The organism is Corynebacterium sp. KPL2850 (assembly GCF_040225855.1).
Lineage (GTDB): Bacteria > Actinomycetota > Actinomycetes > Mycobacteriales > Mycobacteriaceae > Corynebacterium.
The window spans coordinates 24,187-40,419 of record NZ_JBEHFV010000005.1; the positions used below are offsets into that span (position 1 = coordinate 24,187).

Genomic DNA, 16,233 nt, shown 5'->3' on the forward strand with positions numbered 1-16,233 from the left:
ACAAAAGAGGTGATGATGTGGCCGGACAACCCAACATGGTCCGCAAGTGGCGGCGCTGGCGCGAATGGTCGCAAGGCGAACTAGCAGAGCGCGTCGGCGTCTCCCGGCAAACTATCGCAAATATCGAACGCGGCAACTACTCCCCGTCCGTGCACCTCGCATTGGACATCTGCCACGAACTAAGCAAAACAGTCGAAGAAATCTTTGGAGCTGAACAACATGATTAACGCCATCGCCAACATATCCCTCAACCAGATCGAGCGCGCCTCCACCGACGAGTTCGAGCGCGACATCCTCACCAAAGCCTCCGCCATCGCACTGACCCCAATCGCCTTCCTCGAGCTCATCGTCGCCGCCATCCTCGCCTGGTCCCTCCCCGGCCGCCTCAGCCTCCTCGCCTTCCTCGCCATCGTCCCCTCCATCGCCGGCACGTCCCTCAGCGCCGCCTGGATGCGCAGGCACATCGCCACCCCCACCGGCCGCTCCAACTGGACTTTGACCGCCCTCTACCTCATCCCGATGTTCCTCTGCTTCGCCGGCATCGCCTACCACGCCTACGCGCTTTCCGATGCCGCCGCCCCCTACCTCATCGGCGCCACCGTAGGTGCCATCACGTCCGTCCTCATCTCGCCCGCACTCCGACGGAAGCAAAACCGCCGCGACCAGTCCCGCCTCGACACCGAGCTCGAGGACTAATGCTCACTCCACCTCCAATACGCACTCCACCACCCGCCCTTCGCGCTCACCGCGGACGGCGGGTGGTTTCCGTTTGCTACGCCCCGTGAGCGCGAAGGGGTGCTAGCGTCAGCGGCTCCCGACCTCCCCACCCTTGCCGCTCATCGGGAGGAGGTTCCGCCGCCGGCAACCGTTGGCGGTGAGCGCGAAGGGCGAGGCCTCCCTTGCCGCCCACCGGGGGGCGAGCGCTGCGCACGAAGTCCACCTTCCCATGAGCGCGAAGGGAAGAGCGCCCCGCACGCACTTGCTTGACGATGCCCCTCCCCGCCCTTGCCGCTCACCGGCGGGTACAAAAAGACCCCAGCGCCCCACGCTGGTGAGTGCGAAGGGCGGCTGGGGCGGCTGGAGCCGTGCGGACGGCAGGGCCGTGGCCAGCGACGAAAGGTAGTTAAACCGGCGCGACCTCGTCGACGACGACTGGATTATTGGGCTTGGAGCGGAACGTCCAGAGCTTGTTGATGATGAAGTTGATGGGCATTGCCACGACGATGGAAATGGCCTGCGCCCAATAGGACTTGGTGCGCAATCCGGTGGAGTTATCGAAGACATCGGTTGGCAGCCCCACGGGCGAGTTGGGGTTCATGAGCAGCGTCAGGATGACCTGACTGACGATAAACGCCCCGATTCCCGCCAAAAGGAACGGGAAGAAACCGCGAATCCAAGAGACCTTGGACACGGTCCGGAAGGTCCACATGCGGTTGAGCTGGTAGTTCCAGGTATTGGCCACGAGGAAGGAGATGGTGGCAAAGACGTGGTACCAGCGGATGTGGAATGCAGAACCGAAGAGGTTCATGAAGGGATCCTCGGCAAAGATATCCGCCGCGCCGAACAACTTCTGCGCGAGAAAATACACGAAGAGGTTAACCGCGGTTCCCGAGCCGCCGACAAGACCGAACTTAAGGAATTGCCCAAAATTGGACGCAAAGCGCGCAACGCTGAGGTCTGCCATGGGCCGCCTTTCTTGCCGGAGGTTAGTAATTACCTGATTGTAGTTCCTAATCCCCGCGAACTGAAAAACTGACGCTCCGAATGTGATAAAGGATCTATAAAAGATATAGTTTCGTGCAGCAAGGAAAGCGGGCGCGAGAAGTCGTAGAGGCTGAGCGGACGCGGCGTGGGATAGGTGTCATCGCCGATGAGCGGGCGCCCAAGATGGTTCAGTAGCACCCGCAGCTGGTGCGTATGCCCCGTCCGCGGCCACATGGTCACCTCCCGCCCCGCAGCGCGCACATACGTCGAGGTCGGCGTGCCATTATCAGCCACGAGCACCTGCCTGCTGCCCCGCGGCTTGTGCATCGGCAGCCTGATTTCCTCATCGCAGAAAAGCGGCTGCTTGACGATGCCCCTATACCTCTTCACCGCCCTTCCCTCCAGGAAGATGCGCTGGTAGGCCGCGCGGGTCGCGGGATTGCGCGAGCAGATGACAAGGCCTGCGGTGAGGCGGTCGAGGCGGTGAAGCGGCACGATATCGTCTTCGCCGAAGTCCACGCGCAGGCGGGTTTGCAGGGTTTCGCGCTGCAAGCGGCCATTCGTGGTGGTGGGAAGAAAGTGCGGTTTATCGGCAACAATGATGTCGTCATCCGCGTGGACGACGGTGTATCCAAAGGGGATCGGATCCTCCGGCGGGACGAAGGGGTGATACCACGCGGGGATGGGCCGCGGGAGGCTTGCACCCGCGGGAAGGAGGGTTCCCTCCGGAAAGGGTGAGTCCCCGGCACGGGCGGCCCAGTACTCGCCTTCTAAAGGAACGCGATCGCGCAAGACCACCTTGCGGGGAGAAATCCCCTCCCGCGCGGGCGGGCGAAAGGCGCGAGGCGAGTTAGGCACTGGCGAGGCGTTCGACGGCGGCGCGCACCCGCTCATCGGTGCCGTTTAAGCCAATGCGCACGTGTTGTGCGCCCGAGGGGCCGTAAAAATCGCCAGGTGCGGCGAGGATACCCAGGGAAGCCAACCAGTCGATGGTCTCGCGGCAGTCTTCGCCGCGGGTGGCCCAGAGATACAGGCCGGCATCGGAGTGGTCGATGGTAAAGCCCGCCTTGATGAGCGCCTGCATCAATTCGGCGCGGCGCGCGGCGTAGCGCTGGCGCTGGAGGGCTTCGGTGGGGTCATCGTCAAGCGCGGCAACCATGGCCGCCTGAATCGGGCCTGGCACGATGAGTCCGGCGTGCTTGCGCAGCTCCAAGAGCTCCGCGATGAGGTCGTTATCGCCGGCGAAGAATCCGGCGCGGTAGGAGGCCATATTCGCGGACTTGGACAGCGAATGCATGGCGATTAGGCCGGTATTATCGCCGTCGGTCACGCGCGGATCCAGGATGGATACCGGCGGGTTGTCATCGTTCCAGCCCAAGCCCATATAGCACTCGTCGGAGGCGATGATGGCGCCCGTCGAGCGGGCCCAGGCCACGATGCGGCGCAGCTCCTCTACCCCAGCGACGCGGCCGGTGGGGTTGGACGGGGAGTTGATGAATACCAGGGAGGCGGCTTGAAAGTCCTCGTCAGCGCGCAGCGGAGTGGCCCCGGCGAGGAGGGCGCCGACCTCGTAGGTGGGATAGGCCACCGAGGGGAAGCCAACGGTCTCGCCGCGCATGCCCAACAGGGTGGGCAGCCACGCGATGGCCTCCTTCGTGCCTACCACGGGCAGGACGCGGTCCACGTCCATGCGGTAGCGGCGGCGGAGGGCGGAGGCGATGGCTTCGCGCAGCTCGGGCGTGCCCTGCGTTTGCGGGTAGCCGGGGGCCTCGGCGGCAGAGGATAGTGCCAGCTGCACGCCGGGGGCTACCGGATCTACGGGGTTGCCCACCGAAAGGTCAACGATTCCATCTGGGTGCGCCTGGGCCTTCTTTTTGGCACCAGCCAGCGAGTTCCAGGGAAAATCCGGAAGCGATTGTCCTAGCGGTGTGCGGGCCATGATTTACTCCTGATTCTGTGGGGGCAGCGCGGCTACCATTGACGCATCGAAATCTTGCGGGCCGAGGGCTGCCGCTCCACCGGGTGAGCCCAAGTCATCGAAGAATGCTGCGTTGGCATCGTTGTAATCGATCCACTCATCGGGTACGTCGTCCTCGTAGAAGATGGCCTCTACCGGGCATGCGGGCTCGCAGGCGCCGCAGTCCACGCACTCATCTGGGTGGATGTAGAGCATGCGCTTGCCTTCGTAAATGCAATCGACGGGGCATTCCTCAACACAGCCGCGGTCCATTACATCAACGCAAGGTTGAGCGATTGTATAAGTCATGGAGAATCCTTGAATCTTCCTGATTTCATGGGTTTGGGGATGAAATATAGTATGTCACTTCTGCTTTAGGAAAGGCCAAACGCCGCCGCCGATTCCGGCCAAAAGCAGGAGCAAGCTGAGAATATTATTGCCCACGATGACATCACCGGTAATCGGAACCAGCAGCATAAGCGCGAAAAATCCCAGGCCCCACACTATGAGCGGGATGGCCACGATATAAGTTCGATCACTCCACAGCCGCGCCGTACGGGTTAGCACCACGTTAAAGGCGGCGGCGATGACGATGGTGATGGGAAACGCGATGCTCGCGCCATCAGCCAGCGGAATCCGGGCGGTAAGGTAAATGACCTCTAGGAACAGCGATAGCAGAGCGCCGAGGGAGAGCCAAATAAGCCCGGTAACCTGCTCGCCGCGGCTAAAATCAGTGCGCATTACAGATCCCCTAGGAGGTCGCGTGCGGGCTCGCCCCGGCCGAGTTGGAAGTATTCGGCACGCAGCAAGGGCATGAGCAATCTATTGGACAGGCAGTAGGCCCCTGGCACCGCGGCGGGGTCGTGGACGGCGGCCACGGCGGCCTCGGGGTTGGTGGCGGTGGTGGTGCCATCGGCCAACCAGATTTGGGTGGCGTGGGCGCGCATGGCGGCGCGTTTGGCGTGCAGGGCGGCATCGTCAAGCGCGAAGGCCAGATCCGCGCCGGCGGTGGTGAAATTATCCAGGTACGCGGCATCGGGCTTGCGCCAGCCCGCGGGCGCATCGAGCGTGTCCAGGCCGGCGTAATTGGCGTCGCGGTCAAAGATCGCCCACCAGATGCGCGTGCTTGCCGATGCCGCCTTCTCCGCCACCCTATGCACTGCCACGTGGTCTGGGTGGTTGTAGCCGCCATCCGGCCCATAGGTCAAGATGGCGTGCGGCTGGAGCACCTCTAATTCCGCGCGGAGCAGATCTACCGCCTCATCCAAGCGATTGACCAGCGCACGGGGGTTATTGTGAGAGGGCGATCCCACCATGCCGGAATCGTGGAAGTGGCCGAATCCACCCAGCTGTATGCCTTCTACGCCTAAGGCAGTGAGGGCGCAGTCCAATTCGCGGGCGCGGAAGCCACCGAGCTGGTCGTACTCGGCGAGTCCTTGATAAGGCGCGCCGATGACCTCGCCGTCCTCGCCAAGGGTGAGGGTGATGACCGTGACCTGTGCCCCGCGCGCGGCGAGCGTGGCGAGGGTGCCGCCGGTAAAAAGTGTTTCATCATCGGGGTGTGCGTGCACTGCAACTACGCGGTAGCCCGCCAAGTCCTTAGTCCTCATCTATCCTCCAAACCGGCGCTGTGACTAGACCTTTATCCCAGTCATCAATACTTTGGCCGGGGCCTACAATACCCTCCCCCAGCGCGTGCACACGCGTTTCATCTAAGAGCGGGACGTATAACACGTCCTGGGCGTTGATCTCGCGGATTCGCCCCAGCGCGGTGGAGGGGCTTATCTTTCCAGACAGAATGTCCATGCGCGTTGCGGCGGCGTTGTCGGGGCAGAACCCGGAGAGATCGCCTGCGAGCGGTTCGTCTTCGGCGCAGTTGAAGATATTCGCGGCCGACAGCGAAGTTAGGGTGATATCCTCCCAGGTCACGACCGCATCCACCTTGCCTTCCGGCAGCAGCTTAGAGGTAATGGTGGTAAGCCTATCGGTGGTGACCTCGGCGGGGATGCCGTGGGCCTCGAGGACATCGTAAAGCGTATTCGCCGCAGCCAAAGCCGTGGGGCTGGTCGGATCGACGGCGAAGCGGATGGACTTCTTGCTAGCGCGCTCGCGCAGGGCCGTCAGGTTCGCCTCGCCGGAAACCGGGTTATGCCCGGCCTTCAGGTTAGAGGCGCGGCCGGTGGCGAGCCGGGCGACCTGCCCGGTATCGATAAGCGAGGCCAGACCGCGCCGCGCGGCCGCATCCTCCAGGGCACCCTGCTCGGTGGACATGTGCAAGCGCAGTTGGCGCGGGCGGGTAACCGTCTTGTCGCTTACGTGCCCCAGCAAGCCAAGCGCCTCCTGCGAGGTTTGATCCGGGGTGAAGTCCGCGAACCCAATCTGGCCGGAGCGCAGCATATTCAGCGCCTGGGTGCTATCGCGCACCTCGCGCAGCTGGACGACGTCGATGTGGGCGGGGTCGGCACCCCAAAAACGATCGTTGCGGTTGAGGGTGATGACCCCGCGGCTGCGGTCCACGCTATCGACCGAGAAGCGGCCGGCGGAGGCTGGGATGTCATTGGCCAGCGCCGAATCAAAATCGGAATTCTGTAGCAGGTGCGAGGGCAGCAGCTGGTTGAAAAGCTGCTTCCAATCTTTAACCCGCTCTGCAAAATCCACCGTGACCACGCGCCCGCCATCGGAGGTAGTCACCGCGGAAATGGCGCGGTAGCCCGCCGGGTCCTTGACGCCTGCGGTGGTGGTCATCTTCTTCCACAGGTAGTTGAAATCCGCCCCGGAAATCGGGGTGCCATCGGACCACTGCGCGGGAGTGGCGATGACGTAGCGCACCCGCTGGGCTACGCCCTCCGGCGCGGTGACCTCCGCGGCGGATTCTAGGACGTCTGTATCCATGCGTCCCCAGTGGAACGTCGACGGCAAGACCAGCTCGGCGATTTGATCCACGAGCTCGGAGTTATTGGCCACCAGGTGTGGGTTAAGGCCGGCGCGCAGCGGATCGACGCCGATGGAAATGGTAGGCCGCGACTTTTCTTCCTCCGCGCGCGGCGGCTCATCGTCCGTCGCGGTCGTCGTTGATGCCGTTTCCTGGGCGGTAGATTCCTGGTCGTCCGAGTCTTCTACCACCGGCGGTGGGCCAGGATTGGCCGAGCACCCGCTGACAAACGCGAGGCCGATGGCGGCAGTGGCAGCAAGTGCACGGGCCTTGAGACTATTTTTCATCGCGGACTACTTTAATACCTTCTTCCCACCACACGAAGATTCTGCGCGCTAAACTCGAGCAAAATCACTGTTGAAGGGATTCCCCACCATGCTTATCTGCCAAGAAATGTTCCTCCTGCTTACCAAGGACAACGGTAAAAAGGAGGTGCTATCCAATAATGAAACCGCCCTGCGCGCCGGCCTTTTCACCGATTTGCTCCTGCACGAGGCGGTATATATTGGGCCGAAGAATAAGGTGCACGCCACGGATAAGAAGCCGGAGCACCCAGTGCTTGCCTGGGCGTGGGATAGCCTGCACGAGCACCGGACCGGCTCGGTCAAAACGCTGCTGCAGGCGCGGTGGTTCTCCCCGCGCGAGAAGATTGCCCAGGATTTTCGGGACCGCGGCCAATTGGAAATTGAGGATTCCGCGTGGTGGCAGCTCGGTGGCGATCGTTACATCATGACGGATACGGCGCTAGAAGATGGCGTGCGCGAGAGGCTCGCTGCGGTGCTTGACGGCACCGAAGCCCCTAGCGCCAAGGACGTCATCATCTTGGATATCCTCCGCGAAATTAGGGGCGCCTATCCCTTGCTCAAGGAGGACGCGCCCGAGATGAAACGCCGGGAGATGCGCAACCGCATTAAAGAATTAAAGCAGCAGGTGGAATACGACGATGCCGCCGCCTCTGCGGTAAAAACCATACTGCAGGAGACGACGGCGATTATCGCGGCGGCTGCGGTATCAACCGCAGGCACTACTTAGGACGGCAGATTACTTCTTCATCTGCTTAGCGCGGGAAGCGGCGCGCTTGCGGTCGGTGGCGGAAAGCTCCAGCTTGCGCACGCGCAGCACGTCTGGGGCGACCTCGACGCACTCGTCGTTGCCACAGAATTCCAGCGCCTCTTCCAGCGAGAGCTTGTGGGCCTTGGCCAGAGTGACCGTGGCGTCTGCGGTGGCAGAGCGCATATTGGTCAGCTTCTTTTCCTTGGTGATGTTGATGTCAATATCCTCATCGCGGTTATTGGCACCTACCACCATGCCTTCGTAGGCCTCGGCGCCTGGCTCGACGAAGAAGTTGCCGCGGTCAGCCAGCTGCATCAGTGCGTACTGGGTGATCTGGCCGGTGCGGTCAGCCACGAGGGAGCCAGTGGCGCGGGACTTGATCTCGCCGGCCCACAGATCGAGGCCATCGGAGATGGAGTTGGCGATGCCGGCACCGCGGGTTTCGGTCATGAACTGGGTGCGGAAACCGATGAGGCCACGGGCGGGAACGCGGAAGATCATGCGTACCCAGTCGCCTTCGCGCACGTCCATGGACTGCATCTGGCCCTTGCGGGAGGCCAGCAGCTGGGTGATGGCACCCTGGTGCTCCGACGGGGAGTCGATGGTGAGGATCTCATAAGGCTCGTAGGTCTTTCCATCGATCTGCTGGGTCACAACCTGCGGCTTACCGATGGTCAGCTCGAAGCCCTCGCGGCGCATGGACTCGATGAGCACGGAGAGAGCCATCTCGCCGCGGCCCTGAACCTCCCAGGTATCGGGGCGCTCGGTGGGCAGCACGCGCAGGGAGACGTTACCGATAAGCTCCTGCTCCAAGCGGGCCTTGACCATGCGGGCGGTCAGCTTGGTGCCGCCGCCGCGGCCTGCCATCGGCGAGGTGTTCACACCGATGGTCATGGAGATGGCTGGCTCGTCAACGGTGATGCGCGGCAGGGCCTCGGGGTTTTCTGGATCGGCGATGGTATCACCAATCATGACATCGGAAATACCAGAGATGGCGACGATGTCACCGGCGATGGCCTCTTCGGCAGGCTGACGCTCGAAGCCGACGGTGCGCAGCAGCTCAGCGACCTTGACGGTCTTGGTGTGCTGGTTGCCCTCATCATCGTAGTGAATCCAGGCCACTTGCTGACCCTTCTTGATGCGGCCGGCGTAGATGCGCAGCAGCGCGATACGGCCAAGGAAGTCGGAGGCGTCAAGGTTGGTCACGTGCGCTTGCAGCGGGGCATCGACGGTAGCGGAAGGCTCGGGCAAGACGTTGTAGATGACATCGAAAAGCGCCTGCAGGTCCTTGCTATCGGGGACGTTGCCATCGCCCGGGTTCTCGGTGGAGGCAACGCCGGCGCGACCGGAGGCATACAGAACGGGGAGATCGAGCAGCTCTTCAGCGGCGGCTGCGGCTTCCTCATCCTCGAGGCCAGCGGCGATTTCCAGCAGCAGGTCCTGGGACTCGGTGACAACCTCGTCGATGCGGGCATCGGGGCGGTCGGTCTTGTTCACGCAAACGATGACCGGCAGCTTGGCCTCTAGCGCCTTGGTCAGGACGAAGCGGGTCTGTGGGAGGGGACCCTCAGAGGCATCGACAAGCAGCACGACGCCGTCCACCATGGAAATGCCGCGCTCGACCTCGCCGCCGAAGTCGGCGTGGCCCGGGGTGTCGATGACGTTAATGATGAGGTCTGCGCCGTCTTTGCCCAGACCCTGGCGGCGGATGGCCGTGTTCTTGGCCAAAATGGTAATGCCGCGCTCGCGCTCCTGATCGTTGGAGTCCATGACGCGGTCCGTGTGCTCACCGTGTTCGCCAAAGGCACCGGACTGCTCCAGCATGCCGTTGACCAACGTGGTCTTGCCATGGTCAACGTGCGCGACAATGGCAACATTACGGAACTCGGTATTACTCACTAGTTGGGTTCTCCTTCGGAGGATCTACAAGCGCTGGTGCGCGAGAAATGTTCTTGAACGACGTCCTACGATACCCCCTAACAGGGCATAGTGCAGCATTGGGGAGCCAGGACGCGACCTATGCCACCCCGTAACGTCTCGCGTGCCTGAAACGACCTAGTACTTGACACTTCCCAGCGGATCACTATCGTTACTAGAGTTATTACTGTTACTGCTGTGACCGATGAGGTTATACTTCTTTCCCTGCGAGACAATAAGGACCTGATACCGTGAGCCACGCCCACACTTCTTGGCGCCTAAGCGGGCGCACCGGCTACATCGCCGCTGCCACCGCCGCGCTTATTGGCCTTGCCTCTCCCCTGGTTGCGCCCGCGCAGGCCTTCGCCCCGGACCTCTCCTCACTGGCACAGCAGCACATGCCCGCCAGCCCCTTAGATGAGCTCGGCCGCCCCACCCCGGAGACCCAGGACCGCGTGCGCGCCTTTGCCGCGCAGCCGTGGATCCCTGAAGACGCCCGCAATGCGATCTTGTCTGCCTTGGACTTCTTTGCTGGCACCGGCGATGGAGATGGCGGCGTTCCGATGCCGCAGGGCGATAACCCGCACTTCCGGCAATTTTATTGGCCTACCGTCTCCGCGCACTGCATCGGCGGCACCAACGCCGCCACCGGCTCTGCCATCGCGGTACCTGGCCCTACGGAAATTCCCGCCCCCGGCGCCGGCGAGGGCGAGACCGCCTTCCTCTTTACCGCCTTGGGCACCCCACCGGCAGCACCAGACCAAGGAGGAATGAACGTGCAGTGGTTTAATATCAATACCCTGCAAAGCGGCATTACCCCGCTGCACAATAACGGCATCAACCAGGATGGGCCCACGACGCTGTCTGGCACGGCCCACACCGGCAAGGGCCTGGTCGTTGCGCTGCTCTCCGGTTCCGTTAATACCACCGAGGCGCGATGCGATTTCGCCCCCACCGCCGCCTTCCTAGAGGTGAAGTAATGGCCGTTGATCTCCACCCAGTCAAGCGGGAGACTTTTAATACTGCGGACTTCACCAATACCGATCCCAAGGGCTACCTGCGCCAAGTCGATACCTACACTGAAACCGAGTTCGGCCTGTACATGGCGCGCGGCGCCGATCACCCGCGTTTTGGCTACCTCGAATCCTGGCTGCTGCCAAGCCTCAACCTGCGCGCAAATATTTTTCACTTCCGCACCGGCATTGAGGTAGAGCAGGACTTTTATATCGACGTCGCAGAAATCCAGCGCCAGGGCAACGAATGGACCACCCGCGATCTCTACGTTGATCTGGTGACCACCACCGGCGAGCCCATCACCGTCCTCGACATCGACGAGCTCTCCGCGGCGACGTCTGCCGACCTCATTTCCGCCGAGGACGCCGAGCTCGCCATCGACACCACCCTGAACGCGGTCGAGGGAATTACCCGCCACGGCGACGATGCGATGGCCTGGCTTGCCCACCACGGCATAGACTTGTCTTGGTCAGACAACATAACTTTAGCCCCCGAAGGATAAGCCATGGCCGGTGGCCTTTTTGCCCTGCTTGACGATGTCGCCTTAATTGCCCGCGCCGCCGCCTCCAGCGTCGACGATGTGGCCGCCTTAGGCGGCAAGACATCCATGAAGGCCCTCGGCGTCGTCGTCGATGATGCCGCAGTAACCCCGCAATACGTCGAGGGCATCAAACCGCAGCGCGAGCTGCCGATGATCTGGCGCATCACCAAGGGCTCGCTTATCAACAAGCTCGTCATCATCCTGCCGATTGCGATGATCCTGTCTTGGATCGCGCCGTGGGCGCTCACGCCCATCTTGATGTGTGGCGGTACCTATTTGTGCTTCGAAGGCGCGGAAAAGATCCTCTCCTTCTTCCACTCCAGCCCAAGCGATGCCACCGATACCGTCCAGCACAAGGGCCCCGAGGCCGAAGATAGCCTGGTGAAATCCGCCATCACCACCGATCTCATCCTGTCTGCTGAGATCATGGTGATTTCCTTAAATGAGGTCATCGATCAGCCCTTCTGGCTGCGCCTTGGCGCGCTCATCGCCGTCGGCGTCATCTTGACCTTGGGCGTCTACGGCGCCGTGGGATTGCTGGTCAAGATGGATGACATCGGCCTGGCCTTAGCCCGGCGCCGCGATGGCAATTCCCTGCTAGGCAATGCCTTGGTCAAGGGCATGCCCATCGTGCTGGATATCATCGGCATCATCGGCACCGCCGCCATGCTGTGGGTAGGCGGGCATATCGTCACCACAGGCCTGCATGAATTCGGAGTAGACCAGCCACATGGGTTTATCGAGGCCGCCACTGAACACATCCACAATGGCGCGCTGAGCTGGCTGGCCGAAACCGGCCTGTCCATGGTGTGCGGGCTCATCCTCGGCCTCGTCATCGCCAGCATCGTCATGGCCGTCAAAGCCTCAACCGGCTCGCCGTCTGCCACCTCAGAAGCGCAACACTAAATTACATAAACAGCATGAGCGATACTGCCATAATGGCCATGCCGGCGATAAGGCCGTAGATGGCGTAGTGGTGCTCGCCGGTTTCTTCCGCGGTGGGAAGCAGCTCATCGAGGGAAATAAACACCATGATTCCTGCCACGGCGGCAAAGCTAATGCCCATGGTGGCCGGACCCAATACCGGCATGAGCAGGCCAAATCCGATGAGCGCGCCCAGCGGTTCAGCCAGCCCTGAAAGAGTGGCCCACCAGAAGCCCTTCTTGCGCGAGCCGGTCGCCTCCCGCAGTGGCACCGCGACGGCGATGCCTTCCGGGATATTGTGGATGGCAATCGCCACGGCCACCGGCACCGCAATCTCCTTAGACTCCAGGCCTGATAAGAAGGTGGCAAAGCCCTCCGGAAAATTGTGCAGGCCCAGCGCTACCGCAGTAAATACGCCCGTCTTCATCAACCTGCCGCGCCGGGCATCTTCTTCGGTCGTGCCCGGTTCGTGCGGGTTGATTTCTTCTGGCACCATTCGGTCAATAATCGCGATGACCGCAATACCGGCGAAGAAGGCGCCTACCGCGGCCCAGGTACCGGATTTCTCGCTTCCGAGGGCATCGCTAAGCTGCTCTGTGCCCTCCGGCAGGATTTCCATGAAGGAGACATAAAGCATCACACCCGCCGAAAGGCCCAGGGCCGCAGCCATAAATGCGGGCCCTGGCTGGCGCTTTCCCACAGCCAGCGCTCCGCCGATGGAGGTGGACAGGCCTGACAGCAGGACCAGGCCGAAGGCGAAGGCGAACGTGGACAAGGTCATAGTCTGTGACTGTACCTGACAATAATTATCAAGCCTTAATGAGCTGGCGGGGTCTGCGTATCGTCTTCGGCGGAGCCAGATACGAACTCACCATCGGCCACCGAAGGATCATCATCCACGTAGCGGCCGGCTTCGTAGTCATATCCGATGGCATGGCCTTCCTCATCGGTGCGCGCGTACCACTCGGTGACCTCCGCGGCAGTGGAGTTAAACTTGCCACCGGTAGCATAATCAGAATCATCATCGGTGGGTTCGACAGTAAGGGCAAAGTTGTCACCGTATTCGCGCACACCGTGGATAACGGCATTAGAGACAGCTTCTTCCGCATAATAATCGCGGATCGCTGCAGGATCATGTCGCAATTCCCGTACGAGGGCAATGCACATGAGCACGATAATGACGGCGAACGGCAGGGCCGTGACGGTGATCAAGTTTTGCAAGCCTTGCAGCGCATTTTTGCCGCCAGCTAATAGGATCACAACGGCAATGCCGGCCATGCAAATAACCCAGAAAATCGTTACCAGAGGCTTCGGCTGGGGATTGCCGCGCTGTGTCAGTTGGGAATTGACGATGGACGCAGAGTCGGCCGTGGTGATGAAAAATACCACGAGCATGAGGATGACAATCGGAGCCATCCATTCTGATCCGGGAAAGTGATCCAAAACGGTAAAGAACATATCTTCTGCTGCAGGCATGGAATCGATAGTGCCGTCTGGGGCAATATCGCCATCGCGGCGCTGCAGCCAAATGGTGGTACCGCCCAAGATGGTGAAGGCACAGACAATGATGGCAGATGGAATTAATAACACGCCGAGAACAAATTGCCGGATGGTGCGCCCGCGGGAAATTTTGGCCACGAATACGCCAACGAATGGTGACCATGACACCCACCATGCCCAGTAAAAAGTAGTCCAAGACGACAAAAAGGACACCATGTCTTCGCTCTGGCCCATGTTCGCGGAGAGCATATTGGGCATTTCACCGAGGTATTCGACGATGACGGCGGGCAGCATATTCGCTAGGAAGGCTGTGGGGCCGATGACAAAGAAAAAGAGGGCGAGTGCCAATGCCAATACCAGATTGATATTGGAAAGCCACCGAATTCCCTTCGCCACACCGGATACGGCGGAAAAGATGGTGCCGATAGAAAGCACAACGATGATAATGAGCGCCGCGGTATTTCCGGCGGTGGACCATCCGCTGACGATCTCCACTCCGCGGCCAATTTGCAGGGCGCCGATACCCAGAGTGGCTGCAGTGCCAAAGAGCGTTGCGATAATCGCTAAGCCATCAATGATTCGCGCCGGTGCGGAATCCGTAGATCGATTGCCAAAAAGCGGCATTAAGATGGAGCTCATCAGCGGTACACGACCACGGCGGAAGGAGACGTACGCTACGCAGAGCCCGACGATGGCGTAGATAGCCCAAGCATTAATCCCCCAGTGCATGGCGGCTTGGGCCATAGCACCCATGACAGCGTCATCACTTGCGGCTTCATAGGCGCCTGGCCGCGGTGAAAGATAGTAGCTCAGGGGCTCAAAAGGTCCGAAGAAAATGATGCCGATGCCGATGCCCGCGCCAAATAGCATGGCCGCCCAGCTAAGAGTGGAGAACTCTGGCTTTTCCCCATCGACGCCGAGCGGAATCTTGCCGTACTTTGAAAACGCCAAGATGAGCAGCAAAAACATCAAGCATGTTGCCAGCGCAGTAAAGATCCATCCGAGGTTACGCATGACCCAATCCAGGGCAGCGGAAGAAGAATCAAACACCTGCTCTGGAGCAAGGACTCCCCACAGCACGAAGGCGACGATGAGCCCACCCACGACGCTCAGGATGGTTTTATCCACGCCATATTTAATCTTTTGATCTTCAACAGATACGCCTGGAACGAGGGCCGGATGGATATTGTGCGGGTACGTAATTTCCCGGAGGATACGCTTGGCTCCGCGCACGCGCTTGCGGCTTTCTGCGGTGTTATTCACCCCATCATCCGGGTTGGTTCCGGGCTGAGGTGTGGATGTAGAAGAGATAGCACCTGCTCCTATTCGTTTATTCAAAAATCAACAACCGAGAGGTGCCTATACATTAACCAAATCTCGCGAAAATTACCGGATGAGGATGCCATTACCCCCACATGCGTAAAATAAATAGCACCCTTCATGCCAGCATTTAACCTTCGAGGTGACGTTTATACCCATGATGGCTTATCCGCTTCCTACCAGCTACTTCGGTGTGGAACACGTCGTGATCTTGGATCACGTCATCGCCGGCACGGCGCTCAGCATCCCTGGTGTGGGTGGTGAGCCCGCGCTTATCGATGTCTCCTTAGAGCCCGATACCTACTCCAACGGCTGGCGGGTGCGTTCTGAGTTTGGCTTCATCGGTTTTCTCGATGAAGTTGAGGCAGCCGAATACCCGGACTTGCACCGGTTGAAGGCCTCTCAGGCCACTCCGCAGACGGTGGCCACGGTCGGCATCGTTGACGGCGAACTCGAGGTTGCCGTCTCCCTCGGGCTGTGGCCGTGGATGGTGCCGGTCAATGACCAGCCTGCCGAATCGGCGCTGCTCGCCGGTGGCCACGGTGCAGTGGTTGACACTGCGGCGGGCGATCTGACTGATTCGCAGCTATCTCACCTTGAAACGCAGCAGTTCTTTGTCACGCTCAAGGTCATCGATGATGCCGTCGTGGCCTCCTGCGGCGATACTGTGCTCGGCCCGTGCGGCACGTTGAGCCAGCTGCCGGGCCTGCGCGCCGCGTATGCGGCGGCACAAGTTTCCGGTGCCACGGTGGCCGCCCGTGCCTATAGCGGCGGCGGGATGATCGCGGTGGATATCCCGGTAGCGGATGCCACAGAAGCCGAATTATTCTCCCCTGCGGTACCGCCCCTGCGCGTGCCGTCCGGCCGCACCGCGCTGCCTAATGCCACCACTTCCCGTCCTGCCACCCCAGCCCCGCCCGAGGAATGGGAGTTCGCGCTGGAGTCCAGCGACATTGCCGGCGATCTTCCCACCGGCTCCCGGCGCCCGGTCAGCCCCAACACCGACGCAGCCACAGCGGTCACTGGTTCTGCCGAAGCCTCGCCCGCGACGCCCAGCGCTGCCCCGGAGAACGACGCTGCCCAGGAGAGCGGCGCCAAGAACGGAAAAGAAGGCACAGAAAAAGAAGTGCCTACTACCCCACCCACGCCTCGTGCCCACGAGAAGGACCAGGCGGCGGCACCGCCTGCTAGCAGCGGCTTGGCCGACTTGGTCTCGTCCATGCCGGGCGCACAGAACCTGAGCTGGCGCGCGCTTCCCGTCGCGGAGGAACCGGGCCGCTTTTCTTCCGAGTCCGCCCGCGTGCGTGCCCGGCGCGTGGCGCGCGAGCAGTCCCGCCCGCGCGGCGGAAACCATCGCAAATAAGTCGGCCG

Annotated in this window: 17 protein-coding genes; 7 read left to right on the top strand and 10 right to left on the bottom strand. The window is 61.3% G+C overall.

Translation table 11 applies throughout. The annotated features are described in order from the left end of the window. The first annotated feature begins 17 nt into the window (after nucleotides 1–17). Together ABRP93_RS02765 and ABRP93_RS02770 are read left to right on the top strand one after the other, a co-directional pair. Entirely contained in the window at nucleotides 18–227 is a 210-nt protein-coding gene (locus ABRP93_RS02765) for a helix-turn-helix transcriptional regulator (RefSeq protein WP_349852589.1), read from the top strand. After that, a complete protein-coding gene (locus tag ABRP93_RS02770) occupies nucleotides 220–696 on the top strand; it encodes a transcriptional regulator (RefSeq protein WP_349886812.1) in 477 nt (158 codons plus the stop codon). Before ABRP93_RS02765 ends, ABRP93_RS02770 begins: the two co-directional genes overlap by 8 nt. A 427-nt stretch (nucleotides 697–1,123) precedes the next feature. Here the strand turns inward: ABRP93_RS02770 and ABRP93_RS02775 are convergent, their stop codons facing one another. From ABRP93_RS02775 to ABRP93_RS02805, 7 genes are read right to left on the bottom strand one after another with little or no spacing between them, the layout of a single operon-like run. After that, nucleotides 1,124–1,684, bottom strand: a complete 561-nt coding sequence (locus tag ABRP93_RS02775; RefSeq protein WP_298693915.1) for a GtrA family protein — start codon at nucleotides 1,682–1,684, stop codon at nucleotides 1,124–1,126. A 29-nt stretch (nucleotides 1,685–1,713) separates the two neighbouring features. After that, complete coding sequence (locus ABRP93_RS02780) at nucleotides 1,714–2,502, bottom strand: pseudouridine synthase (protein WP_349886862.1); 789 nt, start codon at nucleotides 2,500–2,502, stop codon at nucleotides 1,714–1,716. 52 nt (nucleotides 2,503–2,554) lie between these two features. Continuing rightward, nucleotides 2,555–3,643, bottom strand: a complete 1,089-nt coding sequence (dapC, locus tag ABRP93_RS02785; protein WP_349886814.1) for a succinyldiaminopimelate transaminase — start codon at nucleotides 3,641–3,643, stop codon at nucleotides 2,555–2,557. A 3-nt stretch (nucleotides 3,644–3,646) separates the two neighbouring features. Continuing rightward, complete coding sequence (fdxA, locus tag ABRP93_RS02790; RefSeq protein ID WP_023017724.1) at nucleotides 3,647–3,970, bottom strand: ferredoxin; 324 nt, start codon at nucleotides 3,968–3,970, stop codon at nucleotides 3,647–3,649. A 54-nt stretch (nucleotides 3,971–4,024) separates the two neighbouring features. Continuing rightward, the gene (locus ABRP93_RS02795; RefSeq protein ID WP_239267902.1) at nucleotides 4,025–4,402 is read right to left on the bottom strand and encodes a hypothetical protein; all 378 of its coding nucleotides are present in this window, start codon (nucleotides 4,400–4,402) and stop codon (nucleotides 4,025–4,027) included. Beyond that, a complete protein-coding gene (locus tag ABRP93_RS02800) occupies nucleotides 4,402–5,271 on the bottom strand; it encodes a PIG-L family deacetylase (RefSeq protein WP_349886816.1) in 870 nt (289 codons plus the stop codon). Before ABRP93_RS02800 ends, ABRP93_RS02795 begins: the two co-directional genes overlap by 1 nt. Continuing rightward, a complete protein-coding gene (locus tag ABRP93_RS02805) occupies nucleotides 5,261–6,880 on the bottom strand; it encodes an ABC transporter family substrate-binding protein (RefSeq protein ID WP_349886817.1) in 1,620 nt (539 codons plus the stop codon). Before ABRP93_RS02805 ends, ABRP93_RS02800 begins: the two co-directional genes overlap by 11 nt. 88 nt (nucleotides 6,881–6,968) lie before the next feature. Here ABRP93_RS02805 and ABRP93_RS02810 point away from each other — a divergent pair, with 88 nt between their 5' ends. Next, a complete protein-coding gene (locus ABRP93_RS02810) occupies nucleotides 6,969–7,625 on the top strand; it encodes a GOLPH3/VPS74 family protein (RefSeq protein WP_349886818.1) in 657 nt (218 codons plus the stop codon). 9 nt (nucleotides 7,626–7,634) lie between these two features. Here the strand turns inward: ABRP93_RS02810 and typA are convergent, their stop codons facing one another. Continuing rightward, the gene (typA, locus tag ABRP93_RS02815) at nucleotides 7,635–9,545 is read right to left on the bottom strand and encodes a translational GTPase TypA (protein WP_349886819.1); all 1,911 of its coding nucleotides are present in this window, start codon (nucleotides 9,543–9,545) and stop codon (nucleotides 7,635–7,637) included. Between the two features lie 269 nt (nucleotides 9,546–9,814). Here typA and ABRP93_RS02820 point away from each other — a divergent pair, with 269 nt between their 5' ends. Genes ABRP93_RS02820 through ABRP93_RS02830 form a run of 3 tightly spaced genes read left to right on the top strand, consistent with a single transcriptional unit; the run spans nucleotide 9,815 to nucleotide 12,024 of the window. Further along, nucleotides 9,815–10,543 (top strand): Rv1157c family protein, encoded by a 729-nt coding sequence (locus ABRP93_RS02820; RefSeq protein ID WP_023026237.1) that lies wholly within the window; start codon nucleotides 9,815–9,817, stop codon nucleotides 10,541–10,543. After that, entirely contained in the window at nucleotides 10,543–11,079 is a 537-nt protein-coding gene (locus ABRP93_RS02825; RefSeq protein ID WP_349886821.1) for a ribonuclease FAU-1 family protein, read from the top strand. The genes ABRP93_RS02820 and ABRP93_RS02825 overlap by 1 nt, the downstream gene beginning before the upstream one ends. Nucleotides 11,080–11,082: 3 nt before the next feature. Beyond that, nucleotides 11,083–12,024 carry a DUF808 domain-containing protein gene (locus ABRP93_RS02830; protein WP_349867778.1) on the top strand — a complete coding sequence of 314 codons (942 nt, stop codon included), beginning with the start codon at nucleotides 11,083–11,085 and terminating at the stop codon, nucleotides 12,022–12,024. A gap of 1 nt (nucleotide 12,025) precedes the next feature. On the opposite strand, the gene zupT is transcribed toward ABRP93_RS02830, so the two are convergent. After that, entirely contained in the window at nucleotides 12,026–12,823 is a 798-nt protein-coding gene (gene zupT, locus ABRP93_RS02835; RefSeq protein WP_023026231.1) for a zinc transporter ZupT, read from the bottom strand. Nucleotides 12,824–12,858: 35 nt separating this feature from the next. Further along, the gene (locus ABRP93_RS02840; protein ID WP_023026229.1) at nucleotides 12,859–14,805 is read right to left on the bottom strand and encodes a BCCT family transporter; all 1,947 of its coding nucleotides are present in this window, start codon (nucleotides 14,803–14,805) and stop codon (nucleotides 12,859–12,861) included. A gap of 214 nt (nucleotides 14,806–15,019) precedes the next feature. Here ABRP93_RS02840 and ABRP93_RS02845 point away from each other — a divergent pair, with 214 nt between their 5' ends. Further along, nucleotides 15,020–16,225: a hypothetical protein gene (locus tag ABRP93_RS02845; RefSeq protein WP_349852581.1), complete on the top strand. Its 1,206-nt coding sequence runs from the start codon at nucleotides 15,020–15,022 to the stop codon at nucleotides 16,223–16,225. Nucleotides 16,226–16,233: the final 8 nt, after the last annotated feature.

What these genes read in the sequence shown, in the direction of transcription:
- ABRP93_RS02800 (WP_349886816.1), bottom strand. Translation starts at nt 5,271, where the DNA reads ATGAGGACTAAGGACTTGGCGGGCTACCGCGTAGTTGCAGTGCACGCA.
- ABRP93_RS02805 (WP_349886817.1), bottom strand. Translation starts at nt 6,880, where the DNA reads ATGAAAAATAGTCTCAAGGCCCGTGCACTTGCTGCCACTGCCGCCATC.
- ABRP93_RS02810 (WP_349886818.1), top strand. Translation starts at nt 6,969, where the DNA reads ATGCTTATCTGCCAAGAAATGTTCCTCCTGCTTACCAAGGACAACGGT.
- fdxA (WP_023017724.1), bottom strand. Translation starts at nt 3,970, where the DNA reads ATGACTTATACAATCGCTCAACCTTGCGTTGATGTAATGGACCGCGGC.
- ABRP93_RS02845 (WP_349852581.1), top strand. Translation starts at nt 15,020, where the DNA reads ATGATGGCTTATCCGCTTCCTACCAGCTACTTCGGTGTGGAACACGTC.
- ABRP93_RS02775 (WP_298693915.1), bottom strand. Translation starts at nt 1,684, where the DNA reads ATGGCAGACCTCAGCGTTGCGCGCTTTGCGTCCAATTTTGGGCAATTC.
- ABRP93_RS02830 (WP_349867778.1), top strand. Translation starts at nt 11,083, where the DNA reads ATGGCCGGTGGCCTTTTTGCCCTGCTTGACGATGTCGCCTTAATTGCC.
- ABRP93_RS02825 (WP_349886821.1), top strand. Translation starts at nt 10,543, where the DNA reads ATGGCCGTTGATCTCCACCCAGTCAAGCGGGAGACTTTTAATACTGCG.
- dapC (WP_349886814.1), bottom strand. Translation starts at nt 3,643, where the DNA reads ATGGCCCGCACACCGCTAGGACAATCGCTTCCGGATTTTCCCTGGAAC.
- zupT (WP_023026231.1), bottom strand. Translation starts at nt 12,823, where the DNA reads ATGACCTTGTCCACGTTCGCCTTCGCCTTCGGCCTGGTCCTGCTGTCA.
- ABRP93_RS02770 (WP_349886812.1), top strand. Translation starts at nt 220, where the DNA reads ATGATTAACGCCATCGCCAACATATCCCTCAACCAGATCGAGCGCGCC.
- ABRP93_RS02795 (WP_239267902.1), bottom strand. Translation starts at nt 4,402, where the DNA reads ATGCGCACTGATTTTAGCCGCGGCGAGCAGGTTACCGGGCTTATTTGG.